General features: G+C 39.7%; 23 protein-coding genes, 1 pseudogene and 1 riboswitch. Of the genes and pseudogenes, 16 read left to right on the top strand and 8 right to left on the bottom strand.

Annotated features, from left to right (window positions below; translation table 11 throughout):
- Window positions 1-117: 117 nt before the first annotated feature.
- On the bottom strand, window positions 118-1,875 hold the full coding sequence (locus Q4600_RS10975) for a M61 family metallopeptidase (protein ID WP_303516215.1): 1,758 nt from the start codon (window positions 1,873-1,875) through the stop codon (window positions 118-120).
- A 226-nt stretch (window positions 1,876-2,101) separates the two neighbouring features.
- Here Q4600_RS10975 and hinT point away from each other — a divergent pair, with 226 nt between their 5' ends.
- The 11 genes and pseudogenes from hinT (at window position 2,102) to Q4600_RS10925 (ending at window position 10,987) form a co-directional block, all read left to right on the top strand.
- Window positions 2,102-2,458: a purine nucleoside phosphoramidase gene (gene hinT / locus Q4600_RS10970; RefSeq protein ID WP_102529286.1), complete on the top strand. Its 357-nt coding sequence runs from the start codon at window positions 2,102-2,104 to the stop codon at window positions 2,456-2,458.
- Window positions 2,448-2,849 (top strand): annotated as a pseudogene (locus Q4600_RS21185) (PaaI family thioesterase); the annotation flags it as partial. The gene hinT and the pseudogene Q4600_RS21185, both read left to right, overlap by 11 nt.
- Before the next feature lie 99 nt (window positions 2,850-2,948).
- Entirely contained in the window at window positions 2,949-3,482 is a 534-nt protein-coding gene (locus tag Q4600_RS21180) for a PaaI family thioesterase (protein WP_324295150.1), read from the top strand.
- 82 nt (window positions 3,483-3,564) lie between these two features.
- Window positions 3,565-3,954, top strand: coding sequence for a YcfL family protein (locus Q4600_RS10960; protein ID WP_102529287.1), 390 nt, complete (start codon window positions 3,565-3,567; stop codon window positions 3,952-3,954).
- Between the two features lie 148 nt (window positions 3,955-4,102).
- Window positions 4,103-4,214: riboswitch (TPP riboswitch) on the top strand.
- A gap of 115 nt (window positions 4,215-4,329) precedes the next feature.
- The gene (locus Q4600_RS10955; RefSeq protein ID WP_303516210.1) at window positions 4,330-6,516 is read left to right on the top strand and encodes a TonB-dependent receptor; all 2,187 of its coding nucleotides are present in this window, start codon (window positions 4,330-4,332) and stop codon (window positions 6,514-6,516) included.
- A gap of 148 nt (window positions 6,517-6,664) precedes the next feature.
- On the top strand, window positions 6,665-6,925 hold the full coding sequence (locus Q4600_RS10950; protein WP_102529289.1) for a YkoF family thiamine/hydroxymethylpyrimidine-binding protein: 261 nt from the start codon (window positions 6,665-6,667) through the stop codon (window positions 6,923-6,925).
- Window positions 6,926-6,967: 42 nt separating this feature from the next.
- Complete coding sequence (gene pnuC / locus Q4600_RS10945; RefSeq protein ID WP_303516208.1) at window positions 6,968-7,618, top strand: nicotinamide riboside transporter PnuC; 651 nt, start codon at window positions 6,968-6,970, stop codon at window positions 7,616-7,618.
- A 68-nt stretch (window positions 7,619-7,686) separates the two neighbouring features.
- Complete coding sequence (locus Q4600_RS10940) at window positions 7,687-8,772, top strand: phosphotransferase (protein ID WP_303516206.1); 1,086 nt, start codon at window positions 7,687-7,689, stop codon at window positions 8,770-8,772.
- Window positions 8,773-8,816: 44 nt separating this feature from the next.
- A complete protein-coding gene (locus tag Q4600_RS10935; protein WP_248955361.1) occupies window positions 8,817-9,662 on the top strand; it encodes a DUF6279 family lipoprotein in 846 nt (281 codons plus the stop codon).
- Window positions 9,663-9,756: 94 nt separating this feature from the next.
- Window positions 9,757-10,347 carry a DoxX family protein gene (locus Q4600_RS10930; RefSeq protein ID WP_303516279.1) on the top strand — a complete coding sequence of 197 codons (591 nt, stop codon included), beginning with the start codon at window positions 9,757-9,759 and terminating at the stop codon, window positions 10,345-10,347.
- Between the two features lie 91 nt (window positions 10,348-10,438).
- Window positions 10,439-10,987, top strand: a complete 549-nt coding sequence (locus Q4600_RS10925; RefSeq protein ID WP_102529294.1) for an NAD(P)H nitroreductase — start codon at window positions 10,439-10,441, stop codon at window positions 10,985-10,987.
- Window positions 10,988-11,195: 208 nt separating this feature from the next.
- On the opposite strand, the gene Q4600_RS10920 is transcribed toward Q4600_RS10925, so the two are convergent.
- Both Q4600_RS10920 and Q4600_RS10915 read right to left on the bottom strand, forming a co-directional pair.
- The gene (locus Q4600_RS10920) at window positions 11,196-11,402 is read right to left on the bottom strand and encodes a hypothetical protein (RefSeq protein ID WP_102529295.1); all 207 of its coding nucleotides are present in this window, start codon (window positions 11,400-11,402) and stop codon (window positions 11,196-11,198) included.
- A 192-nt stretch (window positions 11,403-11,594) separates the two neighbouring features.
- Entirely contained in the window at window positions 11,595-12,305 is a 711-nt protein-coding gene (locus Q4600_RS10915; protein ID WP_303516204.1) for a glutathione S-transferase, read from the bottom strand.
- 242 nt (window positions 12,306-12,547) lie between these two features.
- On the opposite strand from Q4600_RS10915, the gene Q4600_RS10910 reads away from it, so the two are divergent.
- A complete protein-coding gene (locus Q4600_RS10910; protein WP_248955359.1) occupies window positions 12,548-13,525 on the top strand; it encodes a rhodanese-related sulfurtransferase in 978 nt (325 codons plus the stop codon).
- A 156-nt stretch (window positions 13,526-13,681) separates the two neighbouring features.
- Here Q4600_RS10910 and Q4600_RS10905 read toward each other — a convergent pair whose 3' ends face one another.
- Window positions 13,682-15,178 carry a Ppx/GppA phosphatase family protein gene (locus Q4600_RS10905; protein ID WP_303516201.1) on the bottom strand — a complete coding sequence of 499 codons (1,497 nt, stop codon included), beginning with the start codon at window positions 15,176-15,178 and terminating at the stop codon, window positions 13,682-13,684.
- A gap of 2 nt (window positions 15,179-15,180) precedes the next feature.
- Entirely contained in the window at window positions 15,181-17,331 is a 2,151-nt protein-coding gene (gene ppk1, locus Q4600_RS10900; protein WP_303516200.1) for a polyphosphate kinase 1, read from the bottom strand.
- Window positions 17,332-17,659: 328 nt separating this feature from the next.
- Here ppk1 and yegD point away from each other — a divergent pair, with 328 nt between their 5' ends.
- The 3 genes from yegD (at window position 17,660) to Q4600_RS10885 (ending at window position 20,392) form a co-directional block, all read left to right on the top strand.
- A complete protein-coding gene (gene yegD, locus Q4600_RS10895) occupies window positions 17,660-19,024 on the top strand; it encodes a molecular chaperone (protein ID WP_303516199.1) in 1,365 nt (454 codons plus the stop codon).
- 107 nt (window positions 19,025-19,131) lie between these two features.
- Window positions 19,132-19,563 (top strand): CreA family protein, encoded by a 432-nt coding sequence (locus tag Q4600_RS10890; protein ID WP_198589606.1) that lies wholly within the window; start codon window positions 19,132-19,134, stop codon window positions 19,561-19,563.
- A 346-nt stretch (window positions 19,564-19,909) separates the two neighbouring features.
- Window positions 19,910-20,392 (top strand): zinc ribbon domain-containing protein, encoded by a 483-nt coding sequence (locus tag Q4600_RS10885; protein ID WP_102529300.1) that lies wholly within the window; start codon window positions 19,910-19,912, stop codon window positions 20,390-20,392.
- Window positions 20,393-20,487: 95 nt separating this feature from the next.
- Here the strand turns inward: Q4600_RS10885 and Q4600_RS10880 are convergent, their stop codons facing one another.
- The 3 genes from Q4600_RS10880 to pdsR all read right to left on the bottom strand — a co-directional run bounded on the left by Q4600_RS10880 (window position 20,488) and on the right by pdsR (window position 24,656).
- On the bottom strand, window positions 20,488-21,681 hold the full coding sequence (locus Q4600_RS10880; protein WP_102529301.1) for a cystathionine beta-lyase: 1,194 nt from the start codon (window positions 21,679-21,681) through the stop codon (window positions 20,488-20,490).
- 117 nt (window positions 21,682-21,798) lie between these two features.
- A complete protein-coding gene (gene pdsS, locus Q4600_RS10875) occupies window positions 21,799-23,964 on the bottom strand; it encodes a proteobacterial dedicated sortase system histidine kinase (RefSeq protein ID WP_303516196.1) in 2,166 nt (721 codons plus the stop codon).
- Window positions 23,964-24,656 carry a proteobacterial dedicated sortase system response regulator gene (gene pdsR, locus Q4600_RS10870; protein ID WP_102529303.1) on the bottom strand — a complete coding sequence of 231 codons (693 nt, stop codon included), beginning with the start codon at window positions 24,654-24,656 and terminating at the stop codon, window positions 23,964-23,966. Before pdsR ends, pdsS begins: the two co-directional genes overlap by 1 nt.
- Window positions 24,657-24,906: 250 nt before the next feature.
- Between pdsR and pdsO the strand changes: the two genes are divergently transcribed.
- Entirely contained in the window at window positions 24,907-25,677 is a 771-nt protein-coding gene (gene pdsO, locus Q4600_RS10865; RefSeq protein ID WP_229370400.1) for a sortase-associated OmpA-like protein PdsO, read from the top strand.
- Window positions 25,678-25,704 lie beyond the last annotated feature (27 nt).

Below are 25,704 nucleotides of genomic sequence, written 5' to 3'. Positions count from 1 at the left end.
TAAAAAAAGGTGCCTATATGGCACCTTTTTTATTGTTGTAAATAATTGAATATGTCTTATATTCAGAAATAAAAGCGTATTCAATTTTTATTTGATATTTAGGTCATGGCTATAGCGTTACAGCCAAATATTCAGTTTTTCTTGGTCGTGGATATCAAGACTAACGGTATCAGTTATTGCAGAGCTAATTGTCATAACACCTTGCATTAACTCATCTCTTCTAAACCAAGTTAACGTGACTTCATCGCCCAAACTCATTGATTGTAATTGTGCTTCAAATTGCGCATCAACTTGTAAGTTATTTGCTGCGATCAATAAATCACCCGCGCTCAGTCCAGCTTGATGAGCAGGACTACTTTGGGTAACCGTCAAGACTTTAAGGCCTAGATATTCAGGTTTCGTTTTTGCGCCAAATGCTATTTGATAACCTTTGGTTTCTCCACCGCCTAAATCAGCATTGCCGGCACTGGCTCTAAGGCGAAGTGTGATACCGACTTGGTTAAGCAAAGGCTCAAGCGGGATATCCTGGGTGTTATCGAGGTAAGCAAATAACTCGTCACAATTGCGATTTAACAAGCTTTCGACAATTTGTTGGTGAGTATTAATCTCAGTGCCAACTCCTTTTGCGCCGAACTCTTGCCAAAGCGTGCGCATGACATCATCTAAACTCTGTTTGCCTTCTGTTTCAATTCTGATGGTGAGATCCAAGAATAAGGCGAACAAGGCGCCTTTAGTGTAATAACTCACAATGGCATTATTGGCATTCTCATCTTGTTTATAAAACTTAGTCCAAGCATTAAAACTTGATGATTTTAAGGTTTGCTTAAAACGCCCTTGTGAACGATACACTCGAGTCATTATCTCGCTTAACATAGTGAGATATTGAGTTTGATCGACACAGCCACTGCGATAAGTTAAAAAATCATCAAAGTAGGATGTGATACCTTCATAAGCCCATAATTGCTCTGTATAAGCTTCTTTGGATAAATCAAACGGGGTGAATTCAGCAGGTTTAATCCGTTTTACATTCCAACTGTGGAAATATTCATGGCTGCATAAGGATAAATAAACCCGGTAATCTTTATTCACTTCATGGTGCATATCAGTAGGTAAATCTTTTCTTGAGCACATTAGCGCCGTACTTGCTCTGTGTTCTAAACCGCCAAAACCATTGCCTAATACTGTGGTAAGAAACACATATCGCTCAAATGGTGCACTGCCACCAAAGAGGTTTATTTGGTACTCGCAAATGGCCTTTAAGTCTTTACATAAACGGGGTAGTGATGCGCGATGTTTACCGCTGAGTACGATATCGTGAGGTACGCCGCCTGCTTCAAAACTGGCAATCGCGAGGTTGCCCATTTCTACAGGATGATCGATAAAATCATCATAATTACCAGCGTAGAACTCACCAAAGCCAAATTGTTCACCAGAGGTTCGTTTCATGCTGGTGGCAAGTTTCCAATCACTTAATTCAGGCAATGCTGGTTTTTCAATGGTTAATGTGTGTTTTTCTTGCTCAAGCCCTTCAGCGCATAAGAAAACACTACTGCCATTAAAAAATCCGTGAGTCGTATCTAGGTGAGCAGATCGCACGGATAAGTCCCAAGCGTAAACCTGATAAGAAATGTTAATAAAACTGTCGCTGTTTTGACATTGCCAAGTTTGTTTATCTAGCTGAAGTACCTCAATTGGTTGCCCATTTTCATCTATTGCTTTTATATCGATTAGGTTTCTTGCAAAATCACGGATCATGTAGCTTCCTGGTAACCAAGAAGGCAATGACAGTGTTTGCTGCGGTTTTGCTTTGCTAATTGTTTGAGTGACTTCAAATAAATGCGCTTTAGGATCGATAGCAATGATGTGATAATGCATGAACAATTTCCAAATAAGTTGGTGTTGCTAAAAAGAAATGCGATCTAGAAGAACCACAATGCTGCCAAAATCACTGCCAATGTGCAAATGCATATGTACAAGACGACAAAATCTAAAATGTACATTTACTGGAGTGACAAAGGTCGTAGTTGATACTATAAGATAATCTAGTTGGCGCGCTCTATAGTAAAGTTCACCTCACAAATAACGATAAGGATGATTACCCATGGCCGAAGAAACCATTTTTAGTAAAATTATTCGCCGCGAAATTCCTGCGGATATTTTATTTCAAGACGAGTTGGTGACCGCTTTTCGTGATATTTCCCCGCAAGCTCCAACGCATATTTTAATTATCCCAAATCACCTTATTCCAACGACTAACGATATCAAAGCGTCCGATGAGTTAGCTTTAGGACGCATGATGTCTGTTGCGGCAAAGCTTGCTGATGAAGCGGGGATAGCCGAAGACGGTTATCGATTAATCATGAATTGCAATAAGCATGGTGGCCAAGAGGTTTATCATATCCACATGCATCTAGTAGGCGGCAAACCGTTAGGTTCAATGCTTAATCATGCAGGATAGTTCTAACCCAATGAAAATAAACAGTGAATTTTTTCCGCTAACGCAAGTTGCGACTCGTTTCGTGAACCAGTTAGCCCAATGTCGCCGCCTGAACATCAGCGTACTTGAGGCGAGTGAGCATCATGTGTTACTCGAACTACCATACAGCCAAGATATTATTGGTGATCCTGATACCGGAGTTATCCATGGTGGTGTGGTAACTACGTTAATCGACACGGCATCAGGTACGTCGGTTGTGAGTGCAATTTTAGCTAAATATGAGTCTCTAGAGATATCGCCAACTTTGGATTTGCGTGTTGATTATATGAAACCCGCAGAACCTGATAAGCCACTTTATGCGATTGCTGAGTGTTATCGTTTATCAGCTAACGTTGCTTTTACAAGAGCCATTGCTTATCAAGACAGTGTTGATGATCCTATTGCTCATGCTGTTGGCTCTTTTATGCGAATAAGTCCAGAAATGGTCGGCGAAGAATTCCGCCAAGCATTAATGGGAGACACTAGCACCAGCGATGAGCTCGCTGTTAATAAAAACCTTAGTACTGGCACTTCTTCAAAAACTGACAGCGAAGTACTCGTTGACGATGAATTAAACGTTCATGATATTGTGAAGCGTGCTATTGATCTTAACGATTACAGTTATCTGCTGGCAAAAGTGCCGTACACGCAATTTATTGGCATGAGTGTTAACCGTTTCGGTGATGAAATGGTGTTTAAATTGCCACAAAAAGACGACAATATCGGAAATCCTATTTTACCTGCCATCCATGGGGGTGTTATTGCGGGCTTTATGGAAATGTCGGCGATTGTGCAATTAATGGTATTTATGCAGGCGAAGAAGGTACCTAAGATCATTGACTTCTCAATTGATTACTTACGTGCTGGCTTACACCAAGATACCTTTGCAGAGTGTAAAATTACTCGTCAGGGGCGCAGAGTCGCCCACGTAACGATAAATTGTTGGCAAACTAATAGAAAGCAGTTGATAGCAACAGCTAGAGCCCATTTTTTATTAGACCAATAAAGTGTAAATTAAACATAAGCCATTTTTTACAGTATTCTTAATAAGTATTCTTAATAAGAAAATAGTACCCAGAGGAACAATCATGAAACTGTCTATCGTTGTTGTAACATTAGTATTAATGATGTCTGCTTGTGCCAATCACACAGCAGGGGTTTCAGCGGGTTCAAATGGTGTCACGAGAGTGGATAATTACTCATTTGGTCAAGAAGTTGCCGTTGAGCAAGTAAGAGTACGTACTCAAGGGGACTTGCTACAAGGTTCAGCACTTATTATGAGCCAAGTTGGCAGCGATTTACGCCTACAATATAAGTTCACTTGGTATGATGTCAGCGGTTTTACTATCGAAGATGAGGCCACAAGTTGGAAGTCGTTAAAGTTACATGGCAAACAGCAAATGCAAGTAACAGCGTTAGCGCCTAATGCCAATGCGACACGTTTTGATGTGTACGTGCGTAAAGCATTCTCTAACTAATCTGTATTTTGAGTATTAAAAACACCCTAATTGGGTGTTTTTTTATCGCTATATATTTTTTATTGCTGTGTGATATAAATTTGTACTTAAATAGTTAATGAAAAGTTCACGGTAATAGTGTCGTACTTAAGTTGAATCGTTTATAATCCGCCTCGCCAAGGGGTGTTAACTCAATATTGAGCTAACTGAGATGTCTAATGACAAACCCTTAGAACCTGATCCGGCTCATACCGGCGTAGGAATAGGCTGCATTTATTTACGACAACTGATTTATCATAGCGTAATTAACACATAGTTAATGCGACAAGATTGTCACAGATGCACATCACTCATTCGCTATGCTTGCCGGATCTCAAAATTATTATTTGAGGTCCTATGTCTTTATTAAAATCTAAATCGCCTATTGCGATAGCCATTCTCGCTGCTTTATCAACTTCCGCTGTTGCTCAAACAGAAAATATCGAACGCGTTGCTCCTAATGCTGAAAAAATGGAAGTGATTGTTGTTAATGCTGATTTTAGCAGTATAGAACTTGAAAAAGCGCCATCTAGTGTCACCGTTATTGACAGTCAACAATTGCAAGATGAAGGCGCTCAACATTTTGAAGACGTTTTAAACTCAATTGCTAACTTTAACTGGTCTGGTGGCAGCTCTCGCCCTAAATACTTCCAAATCCGTGGTGTGGGTGAACAAGAAGAGTATCAGGGCGCACCTAATTCATCGGTTGGCTTTATTGTAGATGATATCGACTTGTCTGGTATTGGCATGGTTTCGAGCATGTACGATATGCAACAAGTTGAAGTCTTGCGCGGGCCTCAAGGTACGCAATACGGTGCTAATGCGTTAGCGGGTTTGATTTATTTAAAAAGTAATGACCCTACAGATGTGTTTGAACATGGCGCGCAAGTATCAATGGGCGACGATGACTTACAGACATTTTCCGGTTTCAGTTCTGGACCATTATCTGATTCAGGAAAATTACTTTATCGCGTATCTCTAGAGCAGCATTCTCAAAATGGTTACCGCGATAATACTTACCTTGAACGTGAAGATACCAATGCCCGCGACGAGTTTACGGCTAGAGCTAAACTGCGCTGGTACGCATCTGATGATGTCCAATTAGATTTAACCCTATTACACGCTAACTTTGATAATGGTTATGATGCTTGGACACTGGATAACAATGGTTTTGATACCATTACAGATGCCCCAGGTGTTGATGCTCAAAAAACCACAGGTGTAGGTTTAAAAGCTATTTTCTCTCAGTTTGAAAAATTTGAACTCACCTCGTTAACCTCATTTGCGCAAACTGATCATCATCATAATTATGACGGTGACTGGGCTAACCCTGAATATTGGGCATCTAAAGAATGTCCAGCCTATGATGACAGTTGGGCTGTTATTGGCACTGAGCCGTGTGTGTACGATTACACATGGGATAAACAAGGCGATCGTAAAACTATTTCACAAGAGTTTAGGATCAGCTCCAACGAAGCGGGTCGAATCTTTAATGATTCAACTGATTGGTTATTCGGTTTATATGGTATGAACCTAAAAGAAGATAATGATTTATATTCTGAATATAACGGCTGGCCTGACGAGGTTTTACAATCTGAATATGAAGCAACCAATTATGCTGTTTTTGCTCAAACAGATACCCAGTTTGGCGACGGTTATGTCTTTTCTGCTGGTGTGCGTTTAGAGCGCCGAGAAAGTGAATACAGCGATAGTAACGGCGATGAGTTCGACCCAACAGAGAATATGTGGGGCGGTCATTTAGCGATTTCGAAAAGCTTAAACCAAGATCATAATGCTTATTTCAGAATCGCACGAGGATATAAAGCTGGTGGTTTTAACATGACATTACCACCGGAATTGGCGGATAAAAAAGAGTTCGATACTGAAATCTTATATAACTACGAATTAGGTCTTAAGTCATCTTGGTTAGATGGTGTGGTTGCGACGAATATGGCGTTATTTTATATGGACCGTCAAAACCAGCAAGTATCTGCGTCACAACAAGATCCAGATGATCAGCAGCGCTTTATTCTGTATACAGAAAATGCAGGCAGCGCCAAAAATTACGGTGCAGAAGCTGATTTTAAATACTATGCGACAGATAATATTCAGTTTTATGGCAGTGTTGGTTGGTTAGAAACTGAATACGGTGATTATCAATATAACGATAAGTATGGCAACGTGATTGATTTGACAGGTCGTGACCAAGCGCATGCGCCTAACTTTACCTATAGTGCTGGTATGAGTTATGTCAGTGATTCAGGTTGGTTTACTAACCTTAATGCGAGTGGCAAAAGTGATTTTTATTACTCAGACAGTAATGAATCAAAGTCCGATGCTTATACTATCTTCAATGCTCGCATTGGCTATGAGTCACAAATGTGGTCAGCATACCTGTGGGGCAGGAATTTATTTGATGAGCAATATGGTGTAAGAGGTTTCTACTTTGGTAACGAGCCAGATTTAGATTGGGCTGACAAACAATATGTTCGTTATGGCGACCCTCGTCAATTAGGTATTACCCTTGATGTGAAGTTTATGTAGCGTTAATGAGTAATCGTTAAAGATCATTTTCTTTAATAATTACAATAGTTTTAACAATATATTTTTACAACGTATTTCAGTGAAATACCGCCATAATTTGCTAGACTATGGCGGTATTTTTAATTGAGACGTACCTAAGGAATTCCTGATGAAATTAACTGCTGAAATCAGTATGTATCCATTTAACGAAAACTATTTAGATCCGATTAAATGGTTTATTGGTCGTGTTGATAGCTATTCAAACATTGAAAGAAAAACCAATGCGATGGCAACACAAATCTGTGGCGAATATGCAGATGTGATGTCAATGCTTGCGGTAGAAATGGAAGCCGCCCATCAAAAGTGGGGCAAGGCTGTTTTTGTATGTAAGTTTATCGGTGGCGAATTAGATTTAAGCCATACAGAATAAAACTTGTTAATTCGCTCAATATAGAAAAAGAAACGCCTTATTATGCTTGCTGAGATTTTTCAATCAATACAAACTGCCATCGCTGAAGCCACCGCTATGACTGGCTGGGAGGCCGTTGCTGTCATATTGGCCATCGCATATTTAGTTCTCGCCATGAGAACTAATATCTGGTGCTGGGCTGCAGCATTTGTCAGTACGGCAATTTACACCGTGTTGTTTTGGAAAGTCTCATTATTGATGGAGTCATTGTTGAATGTATATTACATGGCAATGGCTATTTATGGTTTTTGGTTGTGGCGTTATGGTGCCGGCGATGTCCACAACACGGCTTCTCCCATTATCAGTTGGTCACTGAAGACACATCTAATTATTATTGCCGTCACAAGCATAATCTCTCTAGTCGTAGGTTATTTAATGGCAACGAATACCTCAGCTTCGTTTCCTTATCTTGATGCATTAACGACATGCTTTGCTGTGATGACAACCTATCTAGTGGCGAAAAAGGTCATTGAGAATTGGTATTACTGGATGGTGATTAATTCACTATCGATTTATTTATACTTACAGAAAGGCTTGATGCTCACATCTGGTTTACTTATTTTATATCTGTTCATGGCTGTCAGTGGTTATTTCATGTGGCGCAAGAAAATGCAGCAAGATAACCTTGACGTTAATTTATCTCTAGCAAAATAAAGGCGTTTAGAATGACTTTAAAGCCAGAGTGGAGCAAGAGTGGAGCCTGAACTAAAATGCAGAAATAGATGAAAAAATTTAATCCTTGGTCTGTATTGCCTGCATCATTTCAAAGACTACTGCCGTCTAATTTAGTGGATGAGATAAGTTCACATTGTATTGGCGTCACTAAGCTATCTGCTGGTTTAAGCAATAGTAATTATCGGCTCCACATGCTTCATCAAGATTGGGTGCTGCGTGATAATAAAAATGTTCAACAATGGTGTGATAGAGACAATGAAGTCATTTGCTGGCAGATGGTTGAAGCAGTTAAATTAGCGCCAAAGCTGATCTGGAAAAGTGCTAATAAACAGTTTTATTTGAGCGAATTTATTAAGCAAGATAGGTTTGATTGGTCATCTATATACTCTGAATACGGCTTTAATTCCCGAGAACGCCCGGTTAATTCTGTTTTTCATCTAAATCCAATATCTCAATCCGCAGAGGATCAAACGCTATTAAAAAATAAGCAACAACAAGCACTTGACCCCGTTGAGCACCTGTTAAAATTACTCTGCGAGTTATCAAAGCTACCTTTGCCACCTAAAGTCATCAGCTTAACGCAGCAATGGCAAGTTTACCTCGAGTCTTTAACAACCATTTCTCAAGTTGAAAAAAATCAACAATGGCAGAGTTCGTTCAGACAGTTAAAGCAACGACAAGTTGAGATGAATGCTTGGTTGGCTGATTTGGAATCATGCTTGATAGCTCCTCAGTTTTGCCATCGAGATTTATCACCCTATAATTTGTTGTTTTGCGATGATAAATTGCAATGCATTGATTTTGAATATTGTGCGGCCAGTCACCCAATGTTTGATTTGGCCTCTGTTTTGACAACTCACCAATTAACTTCGCATCAAGTGACCAGCTTATGTAAACAATATTTTGCTGAGCAACCAAATCTTAAGGCTGGCGCTAGCCAGTATGTAAGGCAAATCATTAATTGTTTTTGGATGTTTGCTGCCGCTTGGGCATTAATGATGGCAGGAACAGAGGTTGAAGACACGGGAAAGGAAGCTGAAGCACCAATTGTAGGTAACAAGCTGACAGATATTGCTGAGGTAAAAGCTTCATATTTTACGTTATTCAACAAATACCTATCTTTAATATCATAAGACTATTATTCTTAATCAATAGCCAAGATTAAGGAGAACGTCCGTTGAAGAAGTCATTCGTTCCAATATTGCTGGTGGTATTTTTAGTTGGCTGCTCAACTAAATTTAGTTATTTTTTTCTTGATTGGGCCATAGAATGGCGGGTCGAGGAATATGTGACTTTAGATAAGAGTCAGCAAAAACAATTTGATGTTCTACTAGATAAATTCCTCATCTGGCATCAAAAAGATGAATTATTAAGGTATAGCCAACAACTCAATACACTTTCTACTGCGATTGAAACGCAAACTGTGACGCCCGAAATGTGGCAGCAACAAGTTACGGATGCAAAGGCTCACTGGTTCCGTATTTTCGACTTTATCCTACCTGATTTATTACCCATCCTTGCAAGCTTATCTGATGAACAAGCCAATGGCATGATTGAACAGCTCAAACAAGATAATAAAGACTTAAACAAAAAGTATGCAGGAAAGACACAACAAGAGTTATTAGAAGATTCCAATGAAAAGATATTAGATCGTATTGATGATTGGCTAGGCAGCGTATCTACAGAACAACAAAGTTTAGTTAAAAAGTATAATAAACAGCGTATTGCGACCTTAGATATGTGGCTCGAATATCGACTTGAATGGTTAAGAGAGTTTCAACAAGCGATTGAAATGCGTGATGATGAACGCTTATTAGAACAACGTATGCGTTTATTAATGACCTCACCAGATGAATTAAAGTCAGAGGTTTACCAGCAACATGTTGATCAAAATTCTCGATTATTTGGTCAATTGGTGATTGATATTAATCGCAGTTTATCCGCCAAACAAAGGCAACATTTTACCGGTAAAATGGAAGAACTAATTACTGACTTAAGTGATCTTTCAAGTGAGATAAAATAATTCAGGTACTATTTTTGGCTGTTTTAATTACCTGCGATGAAATAATTATCGACTAAGCTTGGTCTATTGACGTAATGAATGAATATTTTAAGGAATAAATATGACCAACCTTTACCAGCAGTTTTTAAATTTTTTAAAACACCTTGAAGGTTTAGCACCATTAGCATTACGTATTTATCTTGCGCCGGTATTAATGCAGGCAGGTTATAATAAGTTGTCGCATTTTAGCGATACTGCTGCATGGTTTGGTAATCCAGATTGGGGATTGGGACTACCAATGCCTGAGGTGATGACAGCACTTGCTGCAGGTACTGAGTTATTTGGTGGTTTCTTATTATTGATTGGTTTAGCTACTCGATTAGTGGCTATTCCAATGATGTTTACCATGTTGGTTGCGGCATTTGCTGTTCACATTGATAACGGCTGGTTAGCTATTGCAGATGCTAGTTCTTGGCTTGCGAATGATAATGTTGCCGCATCTGCTGAAAAATTGGCTGCTGCGAAGTCAATTTTGCAACAGCACGGTAATTATGAATGGCTTACTAGCTCAGGTAACTTTGTTATCTTAAATAATGGTATAGAGTTTGCCATTACCTATTTATTTATGTTGCTGGCTCTACTCATGATGGGTGGTGGCCGATACACTAGCGTTGATTACTTTATTCGAAAGCGTTTTATGTCATAAATTGAGTCATTAAAAAATCCCACTTCAATGTGGGATTTTTGTTAGTATCAGTCAGAATTTAATTAATGTGATTGATAAAAAGGACATTTCATTGGACGCATCAGAATTATTACTTACCCGACAATCAACGCCGAGATTAACTCAACCTGCTCCTTCAGAGTCTCAACTTGATTTCATTCTTAATGCTGGCGCACGTGTGCCTGATCATGGTGCATTAACGCCATGGGAATTTATCATTGCTACTGGTGATGGTCTTAATAAGTTAGGCGATATTTTTGTTAAAGCAGCGACTGCAAACGGAGCAGAAGAAGCCTTTATCGCTAAAGCTAAAAATATGCCACACCGTGCCCCGATGGTCATCACTATCGCGACCAAAAATCAGCAGCACCCTAAAGTTCCTTTACTTGAGCAACAACTGGCAGCAGGTTGTGCCACGATGGCAATGCAGCAAGCGGCTTTTTCATTAGGGCTTGGCGCAGTGTGGCGCACAGGTGACTTTGCTTTTAGCGCGGTTGTTAATGAAGGTTTAGGCTTAGCCGAAGATGAGCAAATAGTGGGATTCTTATACGTAGGTACGCCAGCAGTTAACGCACCTGTTAAACCGTTAAAGCCTGGACGTCAATTTGCTCGCTTTCTTTGATATTTGCTCAGCCTAGATAAATGACTAGCTTTGATAAAATCTGGGCTAATACAAACCTTGAGTCTAATGAGCTTGAGTCTAATAAGTTTGAGTATTGATTCACCAAATATAGGCTTTAATAAATAGTGAAGGATTCGGCGCTATCAGGTGAAAACATCTGTAGATAAAATATGACGCTGTAATGTATCAGCGTCATATACTTGAGCTTTTATTCACTTGGGTCTAAGGAGTCTAGCGGGAGTAAATTTTGATAAATATAATAACCTAAAGGCCCAAAAATCAAGCTAATTGTTCCCCATAGATACCTTCGTACATTGTCGATATGAGCACCCGTTGTTATTGCTCGATGACAAAACATGATATGCAAAATACTTAATAACAGTATTAATAACATCACCAAATCCATTTGTTCCATGTCTACATCCTTGATTACTGCAAAGAGACTTATTTAAGCTTAATCTCATTTTAGGATTTCGCAGTAAAAACAATTAAAAATCCATCTTTAAGTTGATATAACTTACTCTAATTAGTCTTACTAATTCAATGGTTTTTATGAATATTTATACAAAAGTTTGAAGTTGAGCTGTTTAATTAAGCAGTTACTAAACTATAGTGTGCTTTTTAAACTCATTTGTTGATTAATATCATCAAGCCATAGTGGATACTTACGCATAACTACCTGAAATAAATTGCTTTCAATGTGACGTTTTAGCCACTGCCTCACTTTGGAGTATTGGCTCTGCTCAAACCAATTTTTATTTACATGGGCGAACTGTCTGACAAACGGAAAAATAGCAAAATCTGCATAGGTAGGGCTGTCAGCAAATAAGTGCGGGGAGTCGCTTAATCTCTGTTCCAGTAATGCAATGAATTTACATGCGTTTTCTCGGTAATACTCTTCAGAATACTCAAGGTGTCTATCTGCGTATTTGTATTTATCTAGCCAGGTTTTAAATTCGTTATCATTTTTTTCAATTAGCGCTTTAGCATTGGCATCATTTAGAGAGCGAATTAATAAATCATATTCATCTTTGCATAAATATTCGCTATTGGCTGCAGGATAATTACCTAGAGAAAAATGGACAATGTCTAGGCTTTCTTCTAGTACAAAAGGGTGATGGTCTACACCAGCGCCGCCAGTATCTTGCTGCGTGTTTACCACTAATACAGGTACCGTGCCTTTAGGTGAAATGTCGAGTAATTGAGTCGGTTTATTTTTTAGTATTATTTCACGTATTTGCGGGTTTAATGAAGATAAGTGTAACCCTAAGCGGGCGCGCATAGCATATGGGCAACGTCTAAAACTATATAGGATCATAAATTGAGTTAGTTTTTATTAAGTATTTGATTCATTTTAAGAGGTTAATAAATGAATTGTTAGTGATAAATCCTAACTTGACCATCAAAGTGTGTGATCTGAATCAAATTAAATTGCCGTAAAGACTGTGATTAGGGTACAATTTCGCGCCTTTATTTGAGGTCTGTCACCTTAAGTAGTCTTGCATTAGTCAGCTTACATTAAATGCTCTGGAAATTAAGTTCCAGCTTGCGGAGAACCCCATGTCACAAGTCGTTGTTTGTGCTTTATATAAATTTGTTGCGTTACCTCATTTCGAATCCATTAGAGCGCCATTACTAGCCCATATGGAAAATGCCGAGATCCGCGGTACCTTATTACTCGCTAAAGAAGGTATTAACGGCACAGTTGCAGGTAGTCAGCAAGCCATTGATGGGTTACTTGCATGGCTGGCAACTCAAGAAGGCTTAGCTGATATTGTCTGTAAGTTTTCTTTTGATGAAGACATGCCTTTTTATCGCACTAAGGTAAAACTTAAAAAAGAAATTGTGACCATGGGTGTAGAGGGTATCGACCCTCGTGAAGTCGTTGGTACCTACGTTAAACCAAAAGATTGGAATGCACTTATTTCCGACCCTGAAGTATTACTGGTTGATACGCGTAATGATTACGAAGTTAAAATCGGTACCTTTAAAGATGCCGTTAACCCAGTTACAGAGACATTTCGAGAGTTTCCTGATTACGTCAAAGAAAATCTAGACCCTGCTAAACACAAAAAAGTGGCTATGTTTTGTACCGGTGGTATTCGCTGCGAAAAATCGACTGCTTATCTAAAAGAGCAAGGCTTTGAAGATGTTTATCATCTTGAAGGTGGCATTTTAAAATACCTTGAAGAAGTAAAGCCTGAACAAAGCATGTGGGAAGGTGAGTGCTTTGTATTTGATAATCGAGTTGCAGTAAATCATGACCTTGAAAAAGGCATTTACGATCAGTGCAACGCATGCCGTATGCCTATCACTCAAGAAGAAATGCAATCAGAAGCTTATGTGCAAGGTGTAAGTTGTCCCCACTGCATTGATAAAATATCTGATGAGCAACGCCAACGTTTTATCGAACGTGAGCGCCAAGTTCAGCTAGCGAAACAGCGCGGCGAAGCGCATATTGGTAGCGAAGTAAAGCAAGTGATTGCCCAGCGTCGTAAAGACAAAGAGTCACTAAAACAAGCGCAAAATGAAAAGTAAAAGTTAAGTAAGCTAGTTTATGTTGCACGCTAAGATTTATTGGTTAAATTTCTAGCTTCGTATCAGAGTTTTAGTGATTAACCAAAGTATAAAAAGCATCCACATGGATGCTTTTTTAGTTTTAAAACTAGCTGTTCAGATTAACGGCAACCGAGACTAACCAAAACTGAGGTTAATCCCAATTGTGGCCAATCTCTTTTGCTCAGCGTATAAATCTTGCAGTAATAATTCATTATGTTTGGCTTGCTCATCAGAAAATATGACATTGAAATCTGCCTGTTGTGCTTTTACGATTATGTGCTGATAACTACTGGATGTACGGCCAAGATTAAATAGCACTGCTAATCGAAAAAGGGTCAATAATCTGAAAAAGGCAAGGCGCTGTGTTTCATCTGCAATGGTGATTGACAGGTAATTGATTTTCTTTCTATGGTTGCCAACGAGCAAGGCTAATAATTGTTGCTGTTGCTGATTAAAACCTGGTAAATCACTATTTTCAAGAATGTAACTTCCGTGTTTATGGTGAGACTTTGAGTTAATCGAAATACCTATTTCATGTAGCTGGCAGGCACCTTCTAAAAGCCAGCGATAATCCGTTAACTGCCACTTTTCTGTGACTTGCTCAAATAATGTCAGCGCAGTATTGGTTACTTTAAGCGCTTGATTTGAATCAGTATGATATAACTGAGTTAAACTTGATAACGTGCGTTGTCTTATATCATTTTGCTGCTCAATTTTAGCCAGTTCGTACAATACCCCTTCACGTAGAGCGCCTTTAGCTGCTTGTAGGCTTTCAATACCTAACTGCCTGAAAAAGCTGATAAGAATAGCTAGGCCTGCAGCCAATAATGGGATTCTTCTGTCATCTAAATGCTCAAATACAAGTTTTTCAATACTGCCAATATTAATCAGGTGTTTCTTTAATGCCAGCAGGTTTTTAGCAGTAATGCCTTCGCCGTTATCGGTAATTTCACTAATCGCAAGCGAAATGGCTTTAGCAGAACCTGAGCTACCCAATACAAGTGACCAGTCTTGATTAAAGTACACTTGACTTAAGCCTGCAAACTGCTTGTCTGCTGCTAAAATCGCCTGCTTAAAAGCATCTTTTGATAACTGACCATTAATAAAGAAACGCTTGTTATAACTGACACAACCACATTTTAAACTGGCTAAATGTTTTGCGCGTTTTTCATTCCCCACAATGACTTCTGTTGAGCCACCACCAATATCAATGACAATATTTTTCTGTTTCAGTACTTGGCTGTGGGCAATACCAGTGTAGATCAAGCGAGCTTCTTCATGCCCTGAGACCACATCAATGGGATAGGGCAGTATTTTTCTGGCGGCTTTTAAAAATGATTGTCGGTTCTTAGCAACACGAAGTGTGTGGGTTGCGACTATTTTGACTTGCGTCTTGGCTAAGTTTGAAAAACGTTGACTGAAATCTTTAAGACACTGAACACCATTGTCGATAGCAACTTCATCTAGCACATTTTGGTTGTCTAAATATTTAGCCAATTGCACTTGGCGCTTTTCTTTGTGCAGCACTTGTAATAGCCCATCTTGTTCGCGGGCTATGACTAAGTGAAAACTATTAGACCCCATGTCGATAGCGACAAAATGTTGTGAGTCTTCTGCAATAACATCTGCCAAATCTACGCCTCTTGTGGTAATTCTTGTAGTTTCTTATTGTTATTTAAACAATGAGTTGTTGTGTTACTTATTGCAGCGAGTGCACTTGTTACTTTTTTCTCATAGCCATTGAGGTATTGATGAATGGCCACTTGGCTGCGGAGCTTTCGTTTATTTCCTCTTGGGTGATATCGGTTGTCTTGCTGCTGGTTAATCACCCTAGACTTTGTATTATCTTTAAATTGCAGTGAAAGTATAGCAATAACCATCTGTTTTAACTGCTTATCATATACAGGCGTAGTGACTTCAATTCGTTCATCAATATTTCGTGTCATCCAATCTGACGACCCTATAAACAGTTTTTGTTCACCGCCAGCATGAAACAACATAACGCGCGAATGCTCTAAATAGCGGTCAATAATACTGAAAACCTTAATGTTATCGCTTTGCCCAGGGACTTGAGGAATTAAACTGCACATACCGCGTATTAGCATGGTGATTTTTACACCCGCTTGTGACGCTTCATAGAGTTTATTAATCATGATGTCGTCGACTAGATTGTTTAATTTCAGTTGAATACTGGCAGGCTTATTCTGCTTAGCTTGTTCAATTTCATTATTGATTAAACCAATGAGCTTATTTCTAGAATTATAAGGTGAGACAATTAAATGGTTGAATTCATCTTTGCGGTAAGGTCGTTCAATGAGGTCAAAGACTTGTTTTACTTCACCAGCAATATCTTGGTTTGCAGAGAATAACGAGAAATCAGTGTAAAAGCGCGCAGTTCCTTCGTTGAAATTACCTGAACCAATATGACAATAATATTGGGTTTTATTCTCTTCTTTACGACCAATTAGGCACAGTTTTGAATGCACTTTTAAACTAGGGATACCGTGATGAACTTTTACACCTGCTTCAGCTAAGCGGCGAGTCCAGTTAATATTGGACTCTTCATCAAAGCGCGCTCTTAATTCAATTACAGCGGTGACGCGTTTACCGTTTTTAACCGCATCAATAAGTGATTGCATTATGTGACTCTTTTTAGCCACACGGTATAAGTTTATTTTAATGAATTTAACTGCTGGATCATAAGCGGCTTGTCTGACTAACTCAGTGAAATGCGAGAATTTATGATATGGATAATTGAGCATGATATCTTTATGTCTAATGGCATCGAAGCTATTATCAAAGGCTAAAAACTGACTGCTATCAATAGGGTGAAGCTTTTCATTGACTAGTTTTTTACGACTTGGATTAGGGAAATCCATAAAATCTTTAAAGCTGTGATAACGACCGCCAGGAACTAAGCATTCTGTCGAGCTGATATGCAAATGAGACTTTAACATCTCGAGCATATCATCAGGCATATTTCTATCGTAAACCAACCTTACAGGCTGAGCTTTTAAGCGTTTCTTAATCCCTTTAGTCATGCGCTCTAAAGTTGTTTGCTCAAGTTCATTACTGATATTGTAGTCAGCATCTCGGGTCATTTTCATTGAAAACACGTTAATGGTATCGAATTCAAAAAAGGGTCTAAATAAATCATCAATACAATGACGAATAATATTGTCGAGTAATATTAAGTGCTTTATTTTAGAGGTTTTTTCAGTAGGTAATTCAAGAAAGCGCGGTACATTTTTATTCGGCACTTCAACTAATGCGTATTCTTTGTTTTCACCGCTTTGTAAACTGGCCACGAGATAAGTTGTGCCATCGACTAAGTGCTGAACCAAGTCACTATCTTCATTGATAATATGCGGTGCAATATGTCGTTTAAGTTGATTTTTAAAATACTTCTTAAGCCAGGCACTATGAAACTCGCTTAGTTGAGTTTCATTGATTAAAAAGATATTGCAGCGCGCGAGCTCTTTCATTAGCACTGGATATATTTGATCAAACTTTTCTTGTAAATCTAATACTTTAGCTTGAATCTTAGCCATCAAGCTTTGATATTCTAGTTGCTTTGAACTGATCCCCGATACCAAGATAGCGCGGCGAACTGCAGCCACTCTGACTTGGAAAAATTCATCCATATTGCTAGAAAAAATCCCTAAGAATCTAACTCGCTCGATTAAAGGCACTGACGTGTCATAAGCTTCTTGCAATACGCGCTCATTGAATGATAACCAAGAGAGTTCTTTATCGATAAATCTGTGATGTCGAGGTTCGTTCATGATGGGCTCCTGCAAAGCAATGCTGCAAAAATTAATCTATCACTAAATAGGTAGCGCTTAAATAGTACTATCGGATAGAGGTAGCTAATCAGCTGTTTAATATGAATAAAAATAGGAAGGTATTTTACTGCAGTTATATGACAGCTATGTGAACACATTGAGTGTGAACACTGTTTTCAGTAAATTCAAAGACGCAACAAATTGATTAAGCAAATTAAACCAATTGATGAAAATGTCAGCGAAATAACAGTGAACGCTAAACTTTATAAGATCCTATATAGCGCTTGTGTTATTTTTAGCATTGATTTGAATTTTTGAGTGGTAAGAAATGTTTATTGGGTTTGATTATGGCAGTGCTAATTGTTCCGTAGGAATTGAAAAAAATGGTGAAGTGACGTTAATTCCGATCAATGGCGACAGTAATTTCTTATCATCGACCTTATATGCAATGGACCGAGAATTAATTGCCGAAGCTGTTTATCAGCGTATTGCACCAGAGCTAAAAGCTGAATATGGCAAGCTGCGCTCTGCACAACTTAGCCGCGCAAGAATGGTTCGCCATGATTTGGATATTTACCCAGATGAACAAGTGGTGTTTGTTGGCCCTGAGGCGATTGAAGCTTATTTGGAGCTGCCTGACGAAGGGTTTTATGTCCGTTCGCCAAAGTCATTTTTGGGTGCCAGTGGGTTAAGAGTTGAGCAGGTAGGACTGTTTGAAGACATCGTGACGCTTATGATGTTAGAAGTGATGTCTCGCGCGAATAAAGTGATCAATGAACCTATTACCAAAGCCGTTATTGGCAGACCGGTTAACTTTCAAGGCATTGGCGGAGAGTTAAGCAACCAACAAGCGCAAACTATTTTAGAAACTGCAGCTAAACGCGCGGGTTTTGAAGAGGTGAGTTTTTTGTTTGAACCAATGGCTGCAGCGATGGATTATGAAGCTTCAATGACACGTAATCAAACCGTATTAGTGGTTGATGTCGGTGGTGGTACTACGGATTGTTCTATGGTGAAAATGGGGCCAGATTTACAACACAAAACAGATCGCAGTGAAGATGTACTAGGCCATAGTGGACAACGTGTTGGCGGTAACGATTTAGATATTGCCGTAGCAATGAATTGTTTTATGCCGCACCTTGGTCTTGGTTCTCAATTGAAAAACAATTTAACCGTACCAAGACAACCGTTTTGGAATGGTGTTGCGGTAAATGATATCAGCGCTCAGCGTGATTTTGGCTCGCTTGCTACGGCAAAATTAATTGATGAGTTAATTAAAGATTCGTCAAAACCTGCATTATTAACACGTCTTAAATCATTAAGACAACATCAAATGAGTTATCAGTTTGTACGCCAAGCGGAGCAATCTAAAATAGGTTTATCATCACAGTCTGAGTACAGCGCTGACTTGTCATTTATTGAGCCTTTATTTACTGTGCCGGTAAATCAAACTGATTTTGAAACTGCGGTTGATCAACCCGTTGCTAAGTTGGTGACAATTATGAAGCAAGCGGTGGAGGGGACTGGCGTTATGCCTGATGTGGTTTATGTTACTGGCGGCACCGCAAAAAGTCCGGTTATTCATCAATGCATTACCGAGCAATTTACTGATGCAGAAATCGTTGTTGGTGATCATTTTGGTAGTGTGACCAGTGGTCTTGTGCGCTGGGCTGGTAAAGTATTTAATTCTTAAGGAAAAGTAAAATGATGTTTGCTCCATTAAAGTCGACACTGAATAACAAAGCGTTAATGCCTTCGCTGACTAAAACTACTGCGGCAATACTTGTTGTGGCTGCTAGCATGCTAACAATGAGTTGCAGTGATGATGTTGGTAAAGTCAGTTTAGGTGTTTTTACGACCAAAGATATTAAGCTAAATATGATGGTCGACCCGATCGTTTCAGGTGTAACGTGTCATGTTGCCAGTATTGAAGCTGATTTAAGCTTTTCAGATCCATCCGATTCGGCTATTTCATGTCGACAAACGGGTGAAATTACACCAGAAATGATTGCACAAATTGATATGTCTGCATCAGGCGAGATTGTATTTAAGAAATCAAAAAGTATCTTTTTTAAAACCATGAAAATTAGACGTATTTTTGATAAAGAAAATCAAACTTTAATGTATGTTTCATATTCAACGAAAGAAACATCTGGCAGTTACAAACACAGTTTATCCACTGTACCTCTGTGGGCTACAAAGGCTTATCGTCAGCCGCAGCCTGCGATTTAGCTTTAAGCTTGCTAGTTGAGGTACTGATATACCCATGTTACCTCAAGATGCTTTGTCAGGCACAAGCTCGGATAACAATGCAAGGCGTAAGCTGAGGTAATTGTTATTCACTTTTCAAAGGTTACAACGTAGCAATGGCTTTCGAAGCAATGGTTTTCGAGCTTGCGCCCCGTAGGGCAAGTCAAATAGCACCAATCTGCGTTGTTATAAAATATCGATGTAGAATAACTATACTTCAATTTTATGCCTAGCATCTTGGCACTATTTGCCTTACTGACTTTGCATCTTGAAGTATCATGGGCATAGCTTAAGTTAATGGTTAACTTATAAAATAAATGGTGATTACATGGATTGTCCTTTTTGCCAAAGTGAACTGAATGAAGGCGCTCTTAAATGCGCTCATTGTCATGAGTATTTATCAGAGCATGTCTGCCCCGACTGTTATGGGACATTACCTGCTGGTGCCAAGGTGTGCATGCACTGTCGTTATCGCTTTAGCCAGATAAGTGTTGATGTGGGTCAGTTGTCCATGGCATTCAACACGGAAGTGTTGGCCTCTTTGCTGTTTAGGTTTCGACTTCTTCCCCAAGAAATCATAACTGATGAAGATAAAATCACGATTAATACACCCGGTGTGTTTAGACTGTGGAATAACACGGATGAAGTACCATGGAATAAAATTGCAGGGTTTAATTACCGTAGCGGTATTATTTGGGACAAGGTTGAAATTGAAACTCGTGGTCAGAAACCCAGTGTGATTATTGGATTATCTAAAGCTAACAGTGATGAATTACGTAAAGTATTACAGTCTATTGTTAATGCTAACTAAATTGCTGTAGCGCGTTTAATTGTATTTGAAAAATATAAAAAAGGGCTTTCTCACTGAGAAGGCCCTTAGTTTTTATTGGCTGTTAATCTATCGTGTTATTTGTCAATAACAGCATTAAAGCGCTCGAATGCTTCAGTTAAATCCGCAATTAAATCATCAGGATCTTCTAAGCCAATATGAAGTCGAATCAGTGGTTTACTGGTATCCCATGTTGTTGCAGTACGCAGTCTGTCAATACCGAATACACCTAAAATAAGGCTCTCATATCCGCCCCATGAAAAGCCCATTTTAAAATGACGCATGTTTTCAACAAATGCAGTGACAGAGGCTAAGTTGCCTTGTTTTAATACAAATGAGAATAGGCCATTACCACCACTAAAATCACGTTGATAAAATTCATGACCAGGGCAGGTTTCAAAGGCAGGATGACGTAAATGATCCACTTCAGGTCGGCTAGCTAACCAATTGGCGACTTTAAGCGCATTCTTATCATGCTGGGCCATTCTTACACCTAATGTGCGTAAACCACGCGCGGCGAGGTACACATCGTCAGGTGACGTTGTCTGGCCCATGATATAACTATTTTCACGCAGTTGTTCCCAATGTGCTTCATTGGCTGTTGCTGTGCCCATCATCACATCTGAATGGCCGACGATGTACTTGGTTGCAGCTTGGATGGAGATATCCACGCCCATTTCAAAAGGGCGGGAATTAATTGGCGATGCCCAAGTATTATCGAGCATTACCACAACATCATGTTCATGTGCGATTCGGCTTAATGTTGGCACATCTTGAATCTCCATGGTGATAGACCCAGGGGATTCTAGGAACAAGACTTTTGTATTCGGCTGAATTAAGTCTTTAATCCCTTCGCCAATAAGCGGATCGTAGTAAGTGGTTTCAATGCCAAAGCCTGCCAGCAGCTTATTACATAAATCACGCGTCGGTTCATAGGCGCTATCGACCATTAATAAATGATCGCCACTTTTTAAGAAGGACAACAGAGCAGCACTAATAGCACCAGCACCAGATGGGTAAAGCGCAGTACCTGCGCCGCCTTCTAATTCACTGATTGCTTGTTGAAAAGAGAAATGAGTAGGGGTGCCACGGCGGCCGTAAAACATTTCGCCATTGGTTTTGTTTTTAATCGCAAAACGCATGTCATCCATGGTATCGAATACAACTGTCGATGCGCGATATACTGGTGGGTTAATAATCCCTTTCGAGTATTTCTTTTCTCTACCGACACTGACAATTTGAGTGGCTAGTTTGTCTTGCTGATTACTCATAAACTCATTCCCAATTGATACAAGGTGATGTTATCTATTAATTTAGCCATCCTACCATCTATACGGCCATAATAAAGCGCTAGTCGAATATAAATGACGATTTATCGTGTGCTTAGCTTACTTAGGGTCTGTAATTGGAAACGCCAAACTAAATTGCACACCAGAACCATCAGCGAGGTTTTGTGCATGTATTTCCCCTTGATGAAACTCGGTGATTAATCTCACGATATATAGCCCTAAGCCTAAATGAGGCTTTGTTTGCATGCCTTGTGGCCTGATCGACACCATAGATTCAAAAATTTGCTCACTCATATCTTGAGGTAATAAAGGGCCGCGGTTGCTAACCGTTAACTTGGCCATTTTTCCTGATTGTTTCAACGAAACTTCAATCGGATCTTCAGTACTAAATTCAATCGCATTATTAATCAGTTTATCCATTAATTGGGCAATGTATTCTGGCACACCGTTCATAGACATAGTGTGCTCATCAATGGCGACAGCAAACTCGTTATCAGGATAGGTGTATTGATACCCTTGCATACAACCGCTGACAACTTGTTGCAGTGAAAAATCACTTTGTTCAACATGGGATAAACTGGCTTCAAGACGAGTTGCTTCACTTAAGTTATTTAAAATAAGATGTAAACGGCTCACACCTTCTTGGGCGCGGGCGACATACTTTTCACTTGCAGGTTCAAGAGGTTGTAGACTTAAGTGTTCAAGAGAAGATCGCACCACTGCCACAGGGGTTCTAAGCTCATGGGATAAGCGTGATGACATGTTTTCAAGGTAATGGGTATATTGTCCTAGTCTGCCAACAATATTAGCAAAGCTACGTGACAAATCGCCTATTTCATCACGGGTTTTAGACGGCACAATTTGTTGTCTCACTCGGCCTTGGCTATCAATGGCTTGCTCAGATTGGTCGCGCAGTTTTCGAATGCGGCTTGAGATACTTGAGGCAAATATGAATAGCGCCAATGTGCCCATGCTCATAATCGTTAAGATGACATTAAATAACTTTTCTAAAGCGCGGTTACGTAACGTGCGGATCCCATGGGTGGTTTCTTCTGCAATGACAGCGCCCATGACTTTATCATCAATCCAAATAGGGCTAGCAGCAGCTAAGACAACGGCTTTGTTATCTGGTGTTAGACGCCAAGTTGATGCCCGTTTGCCATTTAAAGCCTGTTGAATGTGACTGCCATTGAGTTCGGTTGAATCTTGCAATGAGTCAACAAAATCCTGTGGTGGTTTAGTGAGAATTTTATAATACAAAGGCAATAAGTGATCACTTTTAAATTGGCGCCAAGCACTGGCTGTTTCTGTTTCATTTAAACTTGAAGACCAGACATTGTTAGTCGCGCGGATATCCCCTGATTTTGCTAACACACGGCCGTGGTTATCAACCACCCAAATACGCGAGCTGTTATGGCTCATGCCTTTAATGATGTTTTCAATTTCAGGTGAGGGCACCAATACCGTCCCTAATTGAGCCACAGAGTCGATAGCGGAAGTGCCAATAATGGTATTCACAGTGCGAGTTTTAACATCGTCGACATTATAAATCGCAAAACCAAGTTTACTGCCCACCATAGAAAGCGGCATTCTAAACTCGATATTGTAGCCATCTTTCGTCGCTAGCCACTGTCCTTGGATACGAATTTCTGGTGTTACTGGCATGGACTGAGCTGGATCTTGAGGCAATTCAAATGCGCTTAACCAGCCATCTTGTGTGTTAGCAACGATATAACGTCTAAATTGGCCATCTGGTGATTGAGTGGCAATCACTAAGTGGTCGTTCTTATCGACACGTAAGCTATTTTTACTGCGATAAACCAACTGTTTATCGTGTACTTTAAAGAAACCATATAAGTAGCCAGCATATTTACCCACCATGTGGGTAAAGTGAATATTAACCGGTTGATTTTCATTTCGATTAAAAATCACATGATCACTAGCGTAATTGATCATACGGTGCTGGTATTGCTGCCAATCAATCAGCTTACCATCTAATTGAATTGGGCCTGATAATGGGTAAGCATAAAGGTCGCGGCCTTTTTCAACTTGGCTTAAAAAACTCGCTTGATGATTAAACAGTTTCGGCCGTTCATGCAACGCAGTTGCTAATGCTTGGGTTGTGCCTTCTAAGGTTTTTTCTTGCCCATGTCGTAAATACTTTTCCATCTCCCACACATACTCATAACCCAGCCAAGGCAAGCAAAGTAAGAATAAAGACAAGATAACGACTTTGGCACGCAGACCTATGGGAATATTAAACATTAGCTAACACTATCCCAGCGATAACCCATGCCGTAAACGGTATCTATACAATTAAAGTCTTTATCTGCGCTGATGAACTTTTTACGAATCCGTTTAACATGAGAAGTAATAGTACTGTCATCGACAAAAATTTTAGCTTCTTGCATTAGGTCTTGGCGACTGCGGACGTGCCCGGGATGTTTTGCCATCGCATGCACCATCCAAAACTCAGTTACGGTTAACTCAATGGGTTGTTGGTTCCAATATACTTGAATTCGATTGCCATCAATGGTTAATGCACCATGTTCGATGAGGTTATCTTCGACGGTGGCAGCGCCAATGAGTTCTGAACGTCTAAAAAGCGCGGCAATACGGGCAATTAAATGCGGAAAGCTAACATCTTTTGATAAGTAATCATCTGCGCCTAAGCGAAGGCCGCAAACGGTATCAAAATCACTGTCTCTTGCGGTGAGAAAAATAATCGGCAAGCTGCTCGACATTGAACGAAGTGACTGACATAAGGTAAAACCCCCATCGATTTCATTTTCCAAACCGATATCAATAATAGCTAAGTCCGGAAGGCGAGCATTGAAGGCCAGCATTGCTGCGGGACGGTTGGCATAGCCCTGCACATTATAGCCTTGCTGTTGTAGCAATTCTTTGTAGTTTTCTCTAATAGCAACTTCATCTTCAACGATGGCAATTCTTTTCATGTATTGGTTTTTCTTGTGACTTATATGGCTGACTATACATGATTTTTAATCCAAAAAAATCGTCACAAAGTAATTGCCATATTGTTGCCACATTTCATCTCTACATTGCCATTTTTATGCCCCTTGGTTGCCATTTCTATTGTGTTTAATAGTGACATCGAATGAGACGCAGCGACATTCAAGTTTGTTTATTGAATCACTCATTGTCTCCTTCATTTTATGACTTAACTAGAACACAAAAGGAATCACCATGAAAAAGCAATTAATCGCAGTAGCCGTAATCAGCAGTTTATTTATTTCTACTATCTCAGTCGCTAATACTGAGCCAATGACCGAACAAGTCACTGAGCGTGAACACACTGAAGAGTTAGTCGGACTGACGTCAGGTGCAGTATTAGGCGCAGTGGTAGGCGGGCCTGTTGGTGCAATTATCGGCGCGTTTGCCGGTACCTTAATTGGTAAAACAGTAGGTGATGATTCTGAAATTCAAACTCAGAAAGAAATGTTAGTGCAGCAACAGCAATCTATTGAAATCCAAACGTCTGAGTTAACTGCCTTACATGAAAAACAGCAATCACTTGCAGAGGTGACGGATGAGTATTTACTCGTGCAATCGCAGTTAACTGACTTGCGTGAAGCGCAGCAACAACAGTTACAAGAATTAGCTATTGGCTTGAATGTGCAGTTCAAAACAGGGTCGTCCACTATCGAGCCACACTTTGAGCAACAACTTGATGACGTGGCTTACTTAATGGCTTTATCTCCTGAATTAATGTTGGATTTGACGGGCTACGCAGATCGTCGCGGAGATAGCACATTTAACCAGGCGCTTTCTGAGCAAAGACTGATTGAAGTGACAAGTTATCTACAAAGCCAAGGCGTATCAGCTGAGCGTCTACATGCCAAAGCATTTGGAGCATCAGCGCCATTACATGCCCAGCAAAGTTTTGAAAATGACTTTTTTGACCGTCGTGTCACATTGAAAATTATGCCTGTCGGTGAAGCTCTCGCTGCTAACTAATTAACCTTTATTAAAGATTCAACCTTC

This window comes from Shewanella sp. 2_MG-2023 (genome assembly GCF_030548905.1).
GTDB classification, from domain to species: Bacteria; Pseudomonadota; Gammaproteobacteria; order Enterobacterales; family Shewanellaceae; genus Shewanella; species Shewanella electrodiphila.
This window is presented reverse-complemented; position numbering and strand designations above follow the sequence as displayed.